General features: G+C 66.5%; 14 protein-coding genes and 1 pseudogene. 11 read left to right on the top strand and 4 right to left on the bottom strand.

All coding sequences use genetic code 11. From position 1 onward, the window contains the following. Positions 1–168: 168 nt before the first annotated feature. Both NTW26_02835 and NTW26_02830 read right to left on the bottom strand, forming a co-directional pair. A complete protein-coding gene (locus NTW26_02835) occupies positions 169–843 on the bottom strand; it encodes a zinc-ribbon domain-containing protein (GenBank protein ID MCX7021208.1) in 675 nt (224 codons plus the stop codon). A gap of 50 nt (positions 844–893) precedes the next feature. Further along, positions 894–1,109: a hypothetical protein gene (locus tag NTW26_02830; protein ID MCX7021207.1), complete on the bottom strand. Its 216-nt coding sequence runs from the start codon at positions 1,107–1,109 to the stop codon at positions 894–896. Positions 1,110–1,652: 543 nt separating this feature from the next. Between NTW26_02830 and NTW26_02825 the strand changes: the two genes are divergently transcribed. From NTW26_02825 to NTW26_02775, 11 genes and pseudogenes are all read left to right on the top strand, one after another. Continuing rightward, a complete protein-coding gene (locus NTW26_02825; GenBank protein MCX7021206.1) occupies positions 1,653–2,120 on the top strand; it encodes a dTDP-4-dehydrorhamnose 3,5-epimerase family protein in 468 nt (155 codons plus the stop codon). 159 nt (positions 2,121–2,279) lie between these two features. Continuing rightward, positions 2,280–3,020 carry a sugar phosphate nucleotidyltransferase gene (locus tag NTW26_02820; protein ID MCX7021205.1) on the top strand — a complete coding sequence of 247 codons (741 nt, stop codon included), beginning with the start codon at positions 2,280–2,282 and terminating at the stop codon, positions 3,018–3,020. After that, entirely contained in the window at positions 3,017–3,586 is a 570-nt protein-coding gene (locus NTW26_02815) for a hypothetical protein (protein MCX7021204.1), read from the top strand. Before NTW26_02820 ends, NTW26_02815 begins: the two co-directional genes overlap by 4 nt. Further along, positions 3,583–6,423, top strand: coding sequence for a tetratricopeptide repeat protein (locus NTW26_02810; GenBank protein ID MCX7021203.1), 2,841 nt, complete (start codon positions 3,583–3,585; stop codon positions 6,421–6,423). The genes NTW26_02815 and NTW26_02810 overlap by 4 nt, the downstream gene beginning before the upstream one ends. After that, a complete protein-coding gene (locus tag NTW26_02805; GenBank protein ID MCX7021202.1) occupies positions 6,416–7,090 on the top strand; it encodes an ABC transporter ATP-binding protein in 675 nt (224 codons plus the stop codon). The genes NTW26_02810 and NTW26_02805 overlap by 8 nt, the downstream gene beginning before the upstream one ends. Positions 7,091–7,202: 112 nt before the next feature. After that, the gene (locus tag NTW26_02800) at positions 7,203–8,375 is read left to right on the top strand and encodes a M23 family metallopeptidase (GenBank protein ID MCX7021201.1); all 1,173 of its coding nucleotides are present in this window, start codon (positions 7,203–7,205) and stop codon (positions 8,373–8,375) included. Between the two features lie 46 nt (positions 8,376–8,421). Next, positions 8,422–9,465, top strand: a complete 1,044-nt coding sequence (locus NTW26_02795; GenBank protein MCX7021200.1) for a glycosyltransferase family 9 protein — start codon at positions 8,422–8,424, stop codon at positions 9,463–9,465. Then, positions 9,462–10,193: a DUF3108 domain-containing protein gene (locus NTW26_02790; GenBank protein MCX7021199.1), complete on the top strand. Its 732-nt coding sequence runs from the start codon at positions 9,462–9,464 to the stop codon at positions 10,191–10,193. The genes NTW26_02795 and NTW26_02790 overlap by 4 nt, the downstream gene beginning before the upstream one ends. A gap of 27 nt (positions 10,194–10,220) precedes the next feature. Further along, positions 10,221–10,472, top strand: a complete 252-nt coding sequence (locus tag NTW26_02785) for a hypothetical protein (protein ID MCX7021198.1) — start codon at positions 10,221–10,223, stop codon at positions 10,470–10,472. Positions 10,473–10,747: 275 nt separating this feature from the next. Next, positions 10,748–12,376 (top strand): annotated as a pseudogene (locus tag NTW26_02780) (hypothetical protein). A 37-nt stretch (positions 12,377–12,413) separates the two neighbouring features. Next, the gene (locus tag NTW26_02775) at positions 12,414–13,238 is read left to right on the top strand and encodes a DNA polymerase (GenBank protein MCX7021197.1); all 825 of its coding nucleotides are present in this window, start codon (positions 12,414–12,416) and stop codon (positions 13,236–13,238) included. A 347-nt stretch (positions 13,239–13,585) separates the two neighbouring features. Here the strand turns inward: NTW26_02775 and NTW26_02770 are convergent, their stop codons facing one another. Both NTW26_02770 and NTW26_02765 read right to left on the bottom strand, forming a co-directional pair. Continuing rightward, positions 13,586–13,900: a hypothetical protein gene (locus NTW26_02770; GenBank protein MCX7021196.1), complete on the bottom strand. Its 315-nt coding sequence runs from the start codon at positions 13,898–13,900 to the stop codon at positions 13,586–13,588. Between the two features lie 14 nt (positions 13,901–13,914). Next, the coding region (locus NTW26_02765) for an Ig-like domain-containing protein (GenBank protein MCX7021195.1) at positions 13,915–15,179 on the bottom strand (1,265 nt) is incomplete at its 5' end.

Below are 15,179 nucleotides of genomic sequence, written 5' to 3'. Positions count from 1 at the left end.
CACCTTAAAATAAAACTTATTAAATCCGATTTTATGCTACTTAATTTAAGGTACTTTTGTCAATAAAAAAGCTGTGAATCATCCCCCTAGAAATTCACCGTTTTCTCCGGACCGCCCTTGTCATGTCGGTTCAATAACCCCGGCGGGCTGTAACATTAATTATCAGGTCTACATCGGCTTGCCGCAATACGCGCAGAACTTGACCCCTTCATTCATCAGGGCGCCGCATTTGGAGCACCTTACCTTTACGACCTCCCTGCCTACGCTCACCGCCGCCATCGGCGTGCCGCAATACGAGCAGAACTTGACCCCTTCATTCACCAGGGCGCCGCATTTGGAGCACCTTACCTTTATGACCTCCCTGCCTCCGCTCACCGCCGCCAACATCTCCTTATACTCCTGATCACGCTTCGCCTCCATCATCTCCTTATGCTCTTGCTCGAGCTTCGACGCCGCTATCCTCTCCCCATTCTCCTGCTCTCGCACCGCCGCCTCTAGGTAGGCTTCCTCCAACGCTACATACTTCTCCCGATCGATACTCTCCTGCTCGCGCTTCACCGCCATCTCCTGCTCGCGCCTTTCTCTCTCAAGCTCCGGAGCGTTCTCCGCATCACGTTGTTGTTGGTTAAAGCGTCGGCGTTCGGCTAATGTCATTTTCTCATACTCCCGCGCGCGCATCGCATCGTCGGAGAGGGGCAAACAGGCTATAATAATGACCCCGAGCCAACTGAGGAAAAGGCCCAGCGCGATGCCGGCGCCTCGTTTCCCCTTCCCCTCGCCGATAATGCCGGCCACGAACCCCGGCACTACACAAAATATAATCACTGCGCCAAGCCAATCCATGAGACTAACTCCTTATCAAAGGAAACCTAATAAATCTAATTTTATGTTACTTAATTTACGGAATCTTTGTCGGCCCCCGTGGGGCACGCCTTGACGCAGGCGCAGCAGTCCCAGCAATCGGAGGAATTCCGGCAGTAGGCCTTGAGCGTCTGCGGGTCCACGGCCATCAGATCCCCGGGGCATACCGCCTCGCAAACCGCGGTTCCGCGGCACCCGCTGCGGCCCAGGCAACCATCGCAGATGTTTGCGTCCACGAGTGCGGGCATACTCCTCCAAACAGAGCGAACCGAGCGAAGCTAGCTACGCCCCCGGCGAATCCACCTGATATTCTAGCTCACTCCGGACCGCGGGGCAAGGGCCTGGTTGACCAAATGGGGCGGCTGGTTTATAGTTACGGCGTTCGATGAGCGCCTTAAGCCCGCACAGATGGGGGTTGGATGAAGAATATTACGGTGCAGGAGGTCAAGCGGATGGCCCACGAAATCCGCGATCGGTGCCGTGTGATAGCGAAAAACCGGGACCAGAACCCCCGCTTTTGGAAGAGCGTGTTCGAGGAAATCGCGCTAAAGAGCGGCCTGAAGGTCACGACCATCCGCCGGTTGCTCTACTCAACCGAGCCGAAAGTCCGCTATTCCACCGCCGAGAAGATGGAGAAAATCCTCCAGACGCTCGGGGGACCGTCGGCGAAACTAAGCGAACCGAGCGTAGCGAGCTACGCCCCCGGCGAACCGAGTAACGCCCCGACAAAACCGGAGCCCGCCCCCCGTCCCGACAAGGCGAAAAAGGGTGAGCACCGGGTGGACTTCGAGCTGATCGAGGGGGTGCTGGTCAAGGAGCTGCGCATCAACCCCGACGCCCGGGGCTACCTGATGGAGGTTCTGCGCGCCGATGACTTCGGCTTCTTCGGCGACGACGCCCCCTTCGGCCAGGCGTACGTCACCTGCGTCTACCCCGGCGTGATCAAGGCCTGGCACGCGCACCGCGCTCAGACCGACCGCTTCTCGTGCATATCCGGCACCGCCCGGCTGGTCCTCTACGACGGCCGCCCCGGATCGCCCACCCACGGCTCGGTGAACCAGTTCATCATCGGCAACCTATCCCCCCGGCTCGTCCTCATCCCCGCCGGTGTGCAGCACGGCTTCGCCGCCCTGGGTCCCGCGCCGGCCCTGGTGCTCAACATCCCCACCGGAACCTACGACTACATCCACCCCGACGAGCTGCGCCTCGACCCCCACGACAACGACATCCCCTTTGACTGGAACCGCGTGGACGGCTGAGAAACGAAGTAACGCCCCGGCGAAACGAGCGAACCGAGCGAACCGAGCTACGCCCCCGGCGAACCGAAGTAACGCCCCAGACGAAAAGAAATAGCGGTCCCGGCGTATCCGCGACGGCGCAGCCGTAAAAGAAGTAACGCCCCCGGCGAAAGGGTTAGCGTGAAGGGCATCGTCCTGGCCGGCGGTCTCGGAACCCGCCTCGACCCCCTGACCCGGGTCACGAACAAGCACCTCCTCCCGGTCTACGACCGGCCGATGATCTACTACCCCCTGGAAACGCTCATCGCCGCCGGGATAACCGAGATAATGCTCGTGACCGGCGGCCAGAGCGCCGGCGGGTTCCTGGAGCTTCTGGGCAACGGCCACGAGCTCGGCCTCGAGCACCTCAACTACACCTACCAGAAGGGCCACGGCGGCATCGCCGAGGCGCTGGGGCTCTGCGAACACTTCATCGGCGGGGACAGGATGTGCGTGATTCTGGGGGACAACCTCCTCCAGCACGGCATCGGGGACGAGACGCGCGCCTACGAGGCGCAGCCCGGCGGGGCGAGGATTCTGTTGAAAGAGGTGCCCGATCCCATGCGTTTCGGTGTGCCGGTTTTCGACGGGAAGGGAAAAATTCTGCGCATCGAGGAGAAGCCGAAAAAGCCGGCCAGCCCCTACGCGGTCATAGGCGTCTACTTCTACGACGACCTCGTGTGGGACATCATCCGCGGCCTCTCCCCCAGCGGCCGGAACGAGCTGGAAATCTCCGACGTCAACAACGCCTACCTGAAACGCGGCCTGCTCGAGCACGGATTCGTGGACGGCTGGTGGACCGACGCCGGGACCTTCGAGTCCCTCTTCCGGGCCTCCGACCTCGTCCGCCGCGAAGTCGGGGGCGAAGGCAGGAGCCCATGACCGGGGGCGCCGATAGGCTCTGGCGGGCCGAGGGCGGGCTTCTGTGCCTCGTGGACGTCACGGGCTTCACCCCCCTCACCGAAGAGCTCACCAAACTGGGCCCCGAGGGCAACGAGCACCTCACGGGCCTTTTGAACGCCTTTTTCGGCGCCCTGACCGAGGAGGTGGCCTCCGGCGGCGGCCATACCCTCCAGTTCGGCGGCGACGCCTACTGGGCGTATTTCCAGAACGCCGACGCCGGGGAGAGGGCCTGCCGCAGGATGCTCCGGCGCGTGGCGGGGCTCGGCGAACAAATGTTCGGCAAACGGCGGTACAGGCTGGAGGCCGATCTCGTCGCCGCCAGCGGGATGGAGCTCGAGCTGTGGCGCGTCGGTCCCGACCGGTGTCACCTCGTCCTCACCGGTGACGCGGTGGTCAAGGTTTCGCGGGCGGAAAGGCTCGTCGGTCCCGGGGAGTACGCCTTCCTCCACGGCCGCCGCCGCACCGAGCCGGGCTGCGCCCAACCACGGCGGTTTTCGCCCTGCTCCCGCCGGCTCCGACGCCGGACGCCCTCGACGAGGTGGTGATAAAGGCCCACCGCACGTGCGAACGCTACGAGGCGCTGCTGGCCAAAATCGTCCCCTTCGACGAGCGACAGGCGGTGCTCGCACTCCTGGGGACCCCCAGGGCCCACGACGACGACCCCCGCCGCGGGGTGAACCTGGCCCTGGAACTGGTCCGGGACCTGGGCTTGACGGGCGCGGCGGTGGCCGGCGGGTACGTTTATGTCGGCCCCGTGGGCGGCGCCTCGGCCTGGGAATACACCGCCATCGGCGACCCGGTGAACCTCGCGGCCCGGCTCCTCGACGCCGCGGGTCCGGGGCAGGTCCTGGTCTCCGAGGAGACGTGCCGACTTTGCGGCGCGGACGTCAACCTCGAGCTGGCCTGGCGCAAGAAGGTCAAGGGGAAGGCCGGCGAAATCACCGCCTGGCTGGCCCTGGGGCGGTCCGGCGGAATCAAGCCGGTCCGGCTCCGTTACGAACTGGTCGGTCGCCGCGAGGAACTGTTGAGGATAGACCGCCTTTTGGAGAAAGGCTACGGGGCGCTCTACGTCCTGGGCGACGCCGGAATCGGCAAGAGCCGCCTTTTGGTCGAGGCCGCCCAGCGCGCCGAACCCGCCGGGTACCGGATCGTCTCCGGCCGGGTGGACCGGCAGCACCGCGACTTCGGACTCCTGCAGAGCCTCTACGAGGACCTGGCCGGCGTCCTGGAAACCGACACCCCCGCCTCGACCGCCGAAAAGCTCGACGCCCTCTTCGAAAAGGAGCTGCCGGAGAGATCGGTCCTCGACCGTCGTCGCTGGCGCACGGTCATCGGCGCCCTGGTCTTCAACCTCGAACCGGACCGCCGGGCCATCTCCGGCTACGCCCCCGAGGCGCTCCAGTCCAGCCTGGTGGAAAGCGTCACCACTCTGATAAAGGGGCTCGCCGGAGAGGGCCTTTTCCTCGCCGTGGACGACCTCCACTGGGCCGACGACTCCTCCACCGGCGTTCTCGAATCCGCGCTCCGGGCTTGCGGAGAAGTCGGCAGGCTGGTGCTGGTGGCCACGGCCCGCGGGGAGGGCCGCTTCGCCGAACGGGGAACGCGGCCCCTGACGAGCATCGGCGCGGAGGAGATAGTTCTCGGGGAGCTCGACGACGGCATCTGGAGCATCGGCGAAGAGCTCCTGGACGGCCTGCCGCTGGAGGACGAAATCCGCCGGCTGGTTCTCGAACGGGCCCAGGGCAACCCCTTCTTCCTCGAACAGCTCGTGCTGGACCTCGTCGAACGGGGTTTGATAGTGCGCCGGGGTGACCGGTGGGTCGCCGGCGGCGGATATCTCCCCGAGCGGCTGCCCGTCAACGTCTTCGCCACCATCCTCGCCCGCGTGGACCGCCTGAGCCCGGCCTCCGCGGAAATTCTCCGCGTGGCCAGCGTCATCGGCCAACGCTTCGACGAGAGGCTGATAGAAGCCCTCCTGCCCGGTCGGCTCGAGGCGCTGGCCGAGGCCGAATCGGCGGGGCTCGCCGTGCGCGATTCCAGAGAGGAGCTGTCCTACCTCTTCCGCCACTCCCTGGTGCGCGAGGTTTCATACCGGTCGCTTTTGGTCAACGAGCGCAAGCGGCTCCACCACGACGTGGCCCAGGCCATGGCGGGCCTGGACGAGCTGCCGGGTGAACCGAGCAAAGCGAGCTACGCCCCTGGCGAAATCGCCGCCCACTTCGAACGGGCGGGGAATCTGCCGGAGGCCGCCGGGTACTTTCTGAAAAGCGGCGAGAACAAGAAAAACTACGGCTCCTACGGTCCGGCGGAGGTCGAGGTCCGCCACGCCCTCGAGCTCGCCGAGGGGCTGGACGAACCGTCCCTGGCCAACCGAGCCCGCCTGGCGCTGGCGGACGTTTTATCCCGGCTCGGTCGCCCCGACGAATCGCTGCCGTTCATCGAAAAGACCTTCGACGAAGCGATGCGGCTCCGCGATAACCGGATCGCGACGAAGACCTGCTGTCTCGCCGTGCAATCCTTGTCGAGGCTGGGCCGCAACGCGGAGGTTCCGACGTGGGTCGGTCGGGCCGAAGAGGCGGCGGGGGACGACCGGTTCCTGAAAATTTCGATCGCGGTCATCCGCTCCTACCCCGACATGTTCGCCAAACGGACGAAACGGGCGGCGGAGATAGTGGAGGAGGCGGCCGGGCTGCTGCCCGACCCGCGCACCGACGAGGAGGTCCGGGCCATGGCCATCGTCCACGGCAACCTGGCCGTCCTCTACTTCAATCTATACCGCATCGAGGAATCGGAGCGGCAGCTCCGCCGGGCGATCGAGCTGGCGGAGAGAACCGACGACCGATCCCTCGTCCTGGACAACCAGTTGAACCTCTCCGTCATCCTCACCGAGGTCTCGAGGCTCGACGAGGCTTTGGCAATCCTGCACCGCTGCGCCGAAGAGTACGAGGCGATGGGCTACTATCCGGGGCTCAGCCTGGCGCTGTTCAACCTGGCCCAGATCGAGGTCAGGCTGAACGACGGGGAAGGGGCGATACGGGATTTCGGGAAAAGCCTCCACTTCGCGCGGAGAACGAAGGACATCCCCCGCGTCGCGCGGACGGCTTCGCTCCTCGGTTATCACCTCGTTCGCATCGGTCGGCCGGATGAGGCCGGGGAGCTTCTGGACGAGGCGCTTCGGCTTTACGAGGAACACGACTTCGACAACCAAAAGGGGCTCGTGTACGCCATCCGGGCCTTCTACGACGCCCGGTCGGGCGACGCGGAGTCGGCCCGGCGACACCTAGGGCTGGCCGAGGAGAACCCCGTCCCGGACTCGCAGCCGCCCCAGGACGAGGTGCTGGGCCTGGCCCGGGATGCACTCAAGGAAGCGGAGAATGCCTGAACCCTACGTCCTGGTCCGGGGGCTCGCGAAGGATTACACGGGCGGCGTAACGGTCCACGCCCTGGCGGACGTGAGCTTCGCCGTGCTCCCCGGCGAGGTGGTTGCGCTCACCGGCCCCTCCGGCTCGGGGAAGACGACCCTGTTGAACCTCCTCGGCGGGCTGGACGTCCCCACGGCGGGTGAGGTCCGGGTCGGGGGAAGGTCCCTCGGCGGCTTGGGGGACGGCGAGCTATCGCTCTACCGCAACCGCGAGGTGGGCTTCGTTTTCCAGACGTACAACCTGCTTCCCTACCTCACGGCGCTGGAGAACGTGGCGGTGCCGCTCCTCGTGCGTGGGCTCTCCTTCGAGGAGGCCCGGACCAAGGCGGCGGAGCTCCTGGCCGAAATGGGCCTCGCCGACCGGGGGCAGAGCCTCCCATCCCAGCTATCCGGCGGCCAGGCCCAGCGCGTGGCCCTGGCCCGTGCGCTCTCCACCGAGCCCCGGCTGCTCCTGGGCGACGAGGTCACCGGGAACCTGGACCGCGCCACGGGGCGGGAGATGCTGGACCTTGTACGGGCGCAGGTCGCCGGGCGGGGGCTCACCGCGGTCGTGGTGACTCACGACGCATCGGTTTCCGACTGGGCCGACCGGGCCCTCGAACTCCAGGACGGCCGTCTTGTCGCTTAAAAAAGTTGGGGAAACAAGGGGTTTTGCCGGAGGCATAGCTCGCTTCGTTCGGTTTGCCGGGGGCATAACTCGGTTCGCCGGGGGCGTAGCTCGGTTCGCTCGGTTAAACCCCTTGCCCACAATCGCTCCGCTGCTCGCGCTCTTCATCGCGGCCTGCCAACCGGAAATCCTCCCCCCGGAGATTACCCTGGTCACACCTTTGGAGGGGGAGTTGCTCACCGGGGACGGCGAGCTGACCTTCACCGTCCTCGCCCCCGAGGGCGTGCTGGGGGAGGTGGTCGTCCGGGTGGATGATTACCCGGTGCGCTTCCCCGCGGTTGAGCTGAAGAGCTTCGGCCGATTCCGCGTCGCCCTGAACGCGCTCGAGCTGGGCTCGGGGGAACACGGCATCCTGGTGAGCGCGGTGGCCGTGGACCGCGACGCCCGTTCCGCGGCCTCCGCCGTGCGGGTGTTCACCATGGAGCTGCCGCCCGCCGTGCTCGAAAGCCTGACCGTATCGCCGGAGAGGGTCGTCCAGGGCCGGCCCATCGTCCTGGACGCCTTATTCTCCGGATCGGTGTCCGGCGCCGAGGGTAAAATCTTCGACCGGCCGTTCAACTTCTACCCGACGGAAAACGGCTGCTGGCGGGCGCTGGCCGCCTGCAGACTCTTGGCCGAGCCGGGGTCGGTTCCCCTGGAGATTACCTACACCGACGCCTACGGCCGCCCAAAGACGGACGAGTTCGACGTCACCGTCCACGAGGGGGAATTCGCCTCCTGCTACATCGTCCTGACCCCCAGTGTGGGGAGCAAGCTGGGATCCGAGACCATCGAGCGCGAATCGGCCCTGGTCAACGAGGCGGTGGCTGTCTACACCCCGGAGCAGTTCTGGGAGCCCGGCCCCTTCCGACGTCCCGTGGTGGGCGGCTACGTCACCAGCCCCTTCGGCGAGAAGCGGGACTTCTCCACCGGCGGGAGCGAGTCGCACATCGGCACCGACTTCGGCGGCCTGCCCGAGGGCACGCCGGTATACGCCGCCGCCCGGGGGAGGGTCGTCTTCGCCCGGGAGTTCGTCATTCGGGGGAATTTCGTCTGCATAGACCACGGCCGCGGCCTTTTCACCCTCTACAACCACATGAGCGCCCTCGCGGTGACCGAGGGCCGGATGGTGGAGGCGGGGCAGCAGATAGGCGCCATCGGCCAAACCGGCGTCGCCACCGGCCCCCACCTCCACTTCGAGGTCCGCCTCGCCACCTGGGCCGTGGACCCCATGGCGCTGCTCTCCGAGGGCCTGTCCTACGAGTGAGCGTCCGGCCCCGGCGCTTGAAAGGGAACCCCCTTTCATTATTGACGTGAATAAAGAGCGGATACTCCTGGTCCGACACGACGCCCTGGGCGACGCCCTGGTCACCCTCCCCGCGGCGGCGGCCCTCCGGGCGAGTTTTCCCGAAGCCGAGGTCGCCGTCCTGGCCGGCGAGCGGGGCGAATGGGCCTTTGAAAGAGCGGGGTTCCAGGTTCTCCCCGACCCCGGCGGTTTTTCCGGGACCGTGGCGCTTCTCCGGGACTACGGACCGCGGGTGGTCATCGTGGCGAGCCCTGGAGGCAGGATTCCCCTGGCGGCCTGGGCGGCGCGGGTGCCGGTGAGAATCGGCTACGCCCGGCGGCTCTGGGGCTTCGCATACAACCGGCCGCTGTTTATCAGCCGGAGGCGCTCCGGGGCCCACGAGGCGGCGCTCGCCCTGGCCCTCCTCCGACCTCTGGGGATACGGGTAAATCGCATCGAGCCACCGCGTCTGGAGCCTTTGCCCACGGCCGTTGCTGAAATCGGAATTTTCTTGAAAAACCTGGGAATTTTTGGAAAATACGCAGTCCTGCACCCCGGCAGCGGCGGCTCGGCCACCGAGTGGCCCCCAGGGCACTACCGCGAGCTGGCGCGAATGCTCATCGAAAAGGGGTACGGCGTCATGGTCTCCGGGGTAGAGAGGGAGAGAATCGCGGCGGAGGGCGTCGTCGTCGGTCTAAACGGTCCGTGCGCCAGTCTGGCCGGACTGACCGACCTGGACCGCCTGGCGGCGCTCATCGCGGGCGCGGCCCTCTTCGTCTCCTCCGGCACCGGTCCGATGCACCTGGCGGCGGCCCTCGGCGTTCCCCAGGTCGCCCTCTTCAACCGAAAACCCACGATCAACCCAGCCCGCTGGCGCCCGCTGAACCCCCGGGCGCGGATTATCACGCCACCAGGACCCGAAGGCGACCTGGACGCCATCCAACCCCGCTCCGTGCTCGAGGCCGCGATTGGCCTGGAAACCCGGCCCGATTACCGCTATACTGAGCCAACTCCTTCGCCCTCTTTCCCAAGGCCGGAGAACCGCCGACCGACGCGAAAGGGTTCTCCATGAAAATGCTCTGCATTGCAGCCGTCGTCGCCACCCTCACTCTCCCCGCCCTCGCCGGCACGGACGAGCTACCCTTCGGCCCCGGCGAGAAGCTCATCTACAGCGTCTCCTACGGCGACACCAAGGCCGGCATCTGCGTCATGAAGGTGGTCAAGCAGGTCACCTACGAGGGGCACCTGTGCCTGAAGCTCGTCATGGAGCTGCGCTCTAGCACCGCCTTCAGCGACTTCTTCTACGTCAAGGACGACATCGAGAGCCTCTTCGACGTGAGCAACCTCGGCACGCGGCGCTACGAGAAGCACCTCGTCGAGGGTGACTACACGGCCGACGAGACTCTCTACTACGACCAGGAAGACCACACCATCACCCGGGAGGGCGACGTGCTCGACGGGGTCGTCGCCAGCGGTTGCGACGCCCTGGCCGCCTTCTATCACGTCCGCGCCCAGGACATCCGTATCGGTGGCGCGCTTTCCTTCCCCTACGCCGACGCCACCCGGAACGAGACCGTCCAGGTCAAGGTCATCCGGAAGGAAACCGTCACCGTCCCGGCCGGCACCTTCGAATGCTACCTCGTCCAGCCCCTCCTGGATGAAGAAACCGGCATCTTCCGCCAGCGCGGTCAGGTTTACATCTGGGTCAGCGCCGACGAATACAAGATTCCCGTGAAAATCACCGGCCTGACCTGGTTCGGCGAGGTACGGTGCGAGCTCGAGGAGTTCATCCAGGGCTGACGTTCACCATTCGCAAGGAGGCGAAGTATGCGGTGGTTTCTCCTACTTATTCCGGGTCTGCTCTTGACGGCCTGCGGCACGTCGGAGAAGGAGCTCGGCGATTACGATGCGGCCAAAGCGGAGAAGGAGGTAGCCACCGAGCGGGTGGATACCGCCGAGGGTGAGAACGCGGACCTCAAGGCCCAGCTCGAGGCCAAGGAAAAGGAATTGGCCGAGGCCCAGGCCGCCAAGGAAGCCGCGGAGGCCGCGGCCGCCGAGGAGGAAACCAGCGGCGATTGACCGGCGTGGTGAAGCCGCATCCCTCTCCCCGGGGGAGGTCTGCGAGGCACGGGGTTAGGGGTGAGGGCTACTATAGAAAAAACGCGGCGGGGATTAAAATCCCCGCCCTACATTTAGCACACAGCGAAACGGCTTCCCTCTCCCTATGGGAGAGGGATTAAGGGTGAGGGCTGCCTTAGAAAAAAGCGGGTGCGGACACCCGCCCCCGCGTCATCGCGACCGGCCCTCTCCCGGCCCGGATTGCTGCTATAATCCTGGCAAAAAGGGGAAACTCCATGCCCGACGGCTCGGCCAGGCCCCGTCTACTCCTGGTGGACGGCTACTCCCTCCTCTTCCGCGTATTCCACTCGATCAAGACGCCGCTGACGGCGCGGGACGGTACGAACGTGGCCGCCCTCTACGGCTCCGTCCGCCTCTTCCTGGGCCTCCTGGAGCGGCACCGTCCGGTCCGGGTCGCCTTCGTCCTCGACGCACCCGGTCCCACCTTCCGCGATGAAATTTTTCCCGCGTACAAGGCCAACCGCCCGCCCGCGCCGCCCGAACTCCCGCCCCAGGCCGACCTCCTGCGCAGACTCTTCCCTCTCCTGGGCTGGCCCATGGTGGAGACGCCCGGCTACGAGGCCGACGACGCCATCGCCGCGCTGACGAAAAATGGCCTCGAAGCGGGCTACGACGTGCTCATCTTCACCCACGACAAGGACCTGATGCAGCTCATCGGCCCGCGGGTCGTTCACATCGCCCACGGCCGAAAAGGGGAGGAGAGCCTGCGCGACGCGGGCTACGTCCGGGAGCGATACGGCGTCGGTCCCGAGCGGATGCGCGACCTTTTGGCGTTGGCCGGCGATTCCACGGACAACCTGCCCGGCGTGTTCGGCGTGGGGCCGAAGACGGCGGCCAAACTTTTAGCCGATTACACCGACCTGGAGGGGGTTCTCGCCCACGCCGCCGACCTTCCGGGCAAGCTGGGCGAGAATTTGACAAAGGGCGCCGAGGACGCGCGGCTGACCTGGAGAATGGTCGGCCTGGCCGAGGACGCGCCGGTCCCGCCCCTGGACGAGCTGATGATTTCCCCGGCGAAACCCGGGGCGCTGGAAATGCTCCAAAACCTGCGTTTCGCGGGGATCATCCGGGACCTGGGGCTCGTGGAGCGGACGGAGGCCCGTCTGGAGGTCATCTCGACCGGCCCTCCGGACGAGTTCGTCGAGAAAATCCGCCGGAGCGGGCGGTTGGGTATCGCCCTGGAGGTCGAGGGCGGGCCGGCGCGGCGCTATCGAATCCAGGCCCTGGGCCTGGCCGCCGAGCCGGGAACGGGCTACGGTCTGGCCTGCGACGGCGATCCGCCCCCCTGGCTGGCCGAGCTTCTCGCCGATGCGAACATCTCCACGGTCGGCTACGACCTGAAGCCCCTCGCCCGGCGGATTTCCCGCCCCGAGGATCTGATGCTCGCCGGGTGGCTCCTGGAAGCTGACCGTCTCCCGCGGGGCCTGGCCGCGCTCTGCCAGGCGCACCTCGGAAAAAGGCCCGCCGGTGAGGGGGCGCAACCCGCCCAGGGCGACCTGCTCGTTGACGGAGGCTCGGAATTGAAGGGTCTGGCCGGCCGGGCCGCCGCCGCCCTCGAACTCCAACCCGTCCTGGCGGAGAAAATCAAGGAATTGGACCTGGAGCGCGTTTACAGGCAAATCGAGCTGCCGCTCCTGCCGGTCATCGCCGCGGTGGAGGAGCGGGGGCTTCTCTTGGACTCCTCGGCGCTCGGGGAGCTCTCCACCGAGCTGCACGCCCGAATGGGGGAGTTGGAAAAACGGGCTTACGAGCTGGCCGGCCACCCCTTCAACGTGGCCTCCACCAAGCAGACCGGCGAGGTGCTCTTCGGCGAGCTGAAGCTGCCCGGCGGCCGACGCACGAAAACCGGCTTCTCCGGTCTCGGGGAGGAGGCCCACGACTCTGCACCACGCGTCCGGGGCCACCGGGCGGCTCTCCTCCAGCGACCCGAATCTGCAGACCCTCCCCCTCCGCCCGGAGCTGGGGCGCAGGATTCGCAAGGCCTTCGTCGCCCCCGCGGGGTGCGTCCTGGTCTCCGCGGACTACTCGCAGATCGAATTGCGCCTGCTGGCCCACATCTCGGGCGAGGTGCGGCTGCTCGATGCGTTCCGCGCCGGGGACGACGTTCACGCCGCCACCGCCGCCGTCCTCTACGGCGTCGAGAAAAACGACGTGAGCCAGGACCAGCGCAACGCCGCCAAGGTGGTCAACTACTCGCTCATCTACGGCAAGGGGGTGTACGGCCTGGCGTCGGACTTGGGCATCGGCCGGGCCGAGGCCAAGGCGTTCATAGACGGCTACTTCGCGAAATACCCGGCGGTGCGGGCGTGGATGGACTCGGGATTGGAGCGGGCGCGGGAACTGGGGTACACGGTGACTCTTTTCGGCCGCCGGCGCCCCTTCGGCGAGTTGAACTCGCCCAACCGACCGGTCCGGGAGGCCGCCGAGCGCGCCGCCCTCAACGCGCCGCTCCAGGGCACCGCCGCCGACATCTGCAAGCTGGCCATGATCCGCGCCGAGAAGCTCTTGAATGAGTGCGACTGCGGGGCGCGGCTGCTCCTGCAAATCCACGACGAGCTACTCGTCGAGTGCCCCGAAGGGGAGAAGGAGCGCGTGGGCGGGATGCTGCGGGAGGCGATGGAAAACGCCTGCGAGGGGCTGATCAATTTGCAGGTGCCGCTGGCGGTCGAGGTTGGGAGCGGGCGGAATTGGCTCGCGGCCCTTTGAGGGGTATCCCCCGCCCCCCTTTGGGGGGCGGGTTGGGGTGTGGGGTAAAGCGGCGGGGATTAAAATCCCAGCCCTACATTTGGCGTTTGGCGGTAAATAAACGAGCGGGCGGGTCAGGAGACCCGCCCCTACGGCCGCAAACCGCAGAGCCAATCCGTAGGGGCAACCGTCCACGGTCGCCCGCATGTCCCCTCTCCCCGTGGGAGAGGGCTAGGGTGAGGGTCGGGGTTGGAAACGTAAAAACGGCGGGGATTAAAATCCCCGCCCTACATTTACCCCCCTCGCCCCCTTGGGGAGCGGCGCGCCGACCGGGATGGGGGCGAGGGGCAAAAATGTGCGGGTCCGGCCTATTCCTCGTCCCACTCGCCGGAAAACCACGGCAGCGCCGAGACGTCGAAGTAGAAATCCCGCGTCGCGCCGCAGCTCTGGCACTCCGCTTGGAGGATGTCGAAGGGCGTGCCCGCGTCGTCGAATTGCAACGACTGCTCCGTCACCGCAAAGACCCCGCCGCACTCCGGGCAGGGCTGGACGGCGACGTAGGCATATTCCTCGTCAATGGTGGTCACCGGAATCGCCGTGGCGTAGTCCGAGGCCGGCTCTCCCGTCCCCTCGGCCGAGACGACCACCGCCAGCACCAAGAGGACCGGAATCCATCCGCGCATGGGTATTCCTTTCTTTATTCGCCCGTGCCCGGGGCGAAAAGCCCGCCGAAACCCAACATGTACATGCAGTCCGCGTTGTCGGAGACCCCGGCGGAGTGGTTGCCGTAGAAGAAAATTTCGCCCGGCTCGGCCGTGTTCAGCCAGACGCGCAGGCGGTCGGCCCGAGGGTTGTCGGTTAGCGCCACGTAGCGGCTCTTGAGAAAATTGTCGCGCACCCACATCGGCGGGGTGGCGGTGTCGTCGTAGAGGAGGTAAACGTGGGTCCGGTTGTCGGTCCTTAGACGGCCCAGGAAGTCCCGACCCAGCACAGCCTCCTGACCCTTGGTCCGATCTCGATCGGCCGTCAGGAGCCAAACCAGGCCGTCGTAGGAGATTGGAAAGGTGATGATTGAATACCTTTCGTCCGAGTAGAGGGCGTCGCCCACGACCAGTCGCGCCAGGCGGTAGTAGTCCATCCAGCGGTCCAGATAGGCCGAGCCCTGCACCAGGAGCCGGTCGAGCGCGAAGGAGGCCGGGGTCAGATAACAGCTCATCCCCCACCGCCGCCCCACGGCGTCGGCGGCCAGCACGGCCAGCCTCGCGCCGTCCAACCTCGGGCTGTTGGCGCCCGGTCCGGGAATGAACTGGAAAACCAACTCGCCGCTCGCGCCCGGCGGCAGGACGAGAGTCTCCTTCAACGGGACCAACTCTCCCGTCTCCACCCCTTGCGCGTCGCTGAAACAGCTCACGCCCTCGTACTCCACCCCGGATAACAAAAGACCCCGGCGGTTCCACACCACCCGGAGCTGGGTCAGGCGGACCTCGGCGTCGCCCCGGTTCACCAGGCCGAAAGCTCCGGTGAGCTCGCGGCTGGCCAGGACGTAGGCCGGGCGGGAGGTGTCCAGGCAGAGCGCCGGTCCCGACCCCGAACGCACCTCGACCACCAGCGCGTCGGAGCCGACCCGGTTGCGGTTGTCCACCGCCAGGGCGTAGAGGAGGTGGTGTCCGTCGGGAACAGCCGCGTCGCCGGAGACGGGGTTCCAGCCGCCGTTAAGGGCGTCGTAGGGGGCGTAGCCGTCCACCCCGAGCACCCGGTCGTCGAGGTAGAACTCCACCTGGCGCACGGTGCCGTCGGCGTCGTAAGCCGCCGCGCCCACGGGTACCGACTCCCGCACCAGGGCGCCGTCCACGGGGGAATCGAAGATGACCCGGGGCGAGCCGACGCCCGAATCGCGGAGCTCCGCCGCCGCCCCCTGGGTCATGAGAACGGGCGGTCCCTGGGGCGGGGCGCCCTCGCCGG

Source organism: bacterium (assembly GCA_026398675.1).
Taxonomy (GTDB): Bacteria; RBG-13-66-14; RBG-13-66-14; order RBG-13-66-14; family RBG-13-66-14; genus RBG-13-66-14.
Note: the sequence above shows the minus strand (reverse complement) of the source record. Positions and strands in the feature narration are given on the sequence as shown.

Excerpts from the sequence above, each read along its gene's own strand:
- NTW26_02835 (MCX7021208.1), bottom strand. The coding sequence starts at position 843 with ATGGATTGGCTTGGCGCAGTGATTATATTTTGTGTAGTGCCGGGGTTC.
- NTW26_02830 (MCX7021207.1), bottom strand. The coding sequence starts at position 1,109 with ATGCCCGCACTCGTGGACGCAAACATCTGCGATGGTTGCCTGGGCCGC.
- NTW26_02815 (MCX7021204.1), top strand. The coding sequence starts at position 3,017 with ATGACCGGGGGCGCCGATAGGCTCTGGCGGGCCGAGGGCGGGCTTCTG.
- NTW26_02805 (MCX7021202.1), top strand. The coding sequence starts at position 6,416 with ATGCCTGAACCCTACGTCCTGGTCCGGGGGCTCGCGAAGGATTACACG.
- NTW26_02790 (MCX7021199.1), top strand. The coding sequence starts at position 9,462 with ATGAAAATGCTCTGCATTGCAGCCGTCGTCGCCACCCTCACTCTCCCC.
- NTW26_02785 (MCX7021198.1), top strand. The coding sequence starts at position 10,221 with ATGCGGTGGTTTCTCCTACTTATTCCGGGTCTGCTCTTGACGGCCTGC.
- NTW26_02770 (MCX7021196.1), bottom strand. The coding sequence starts at position 13,900 with ATGCGCGGATGGATTCCGGTCCTCTTGGTGCTGGCGGTGGTCGTCTCG.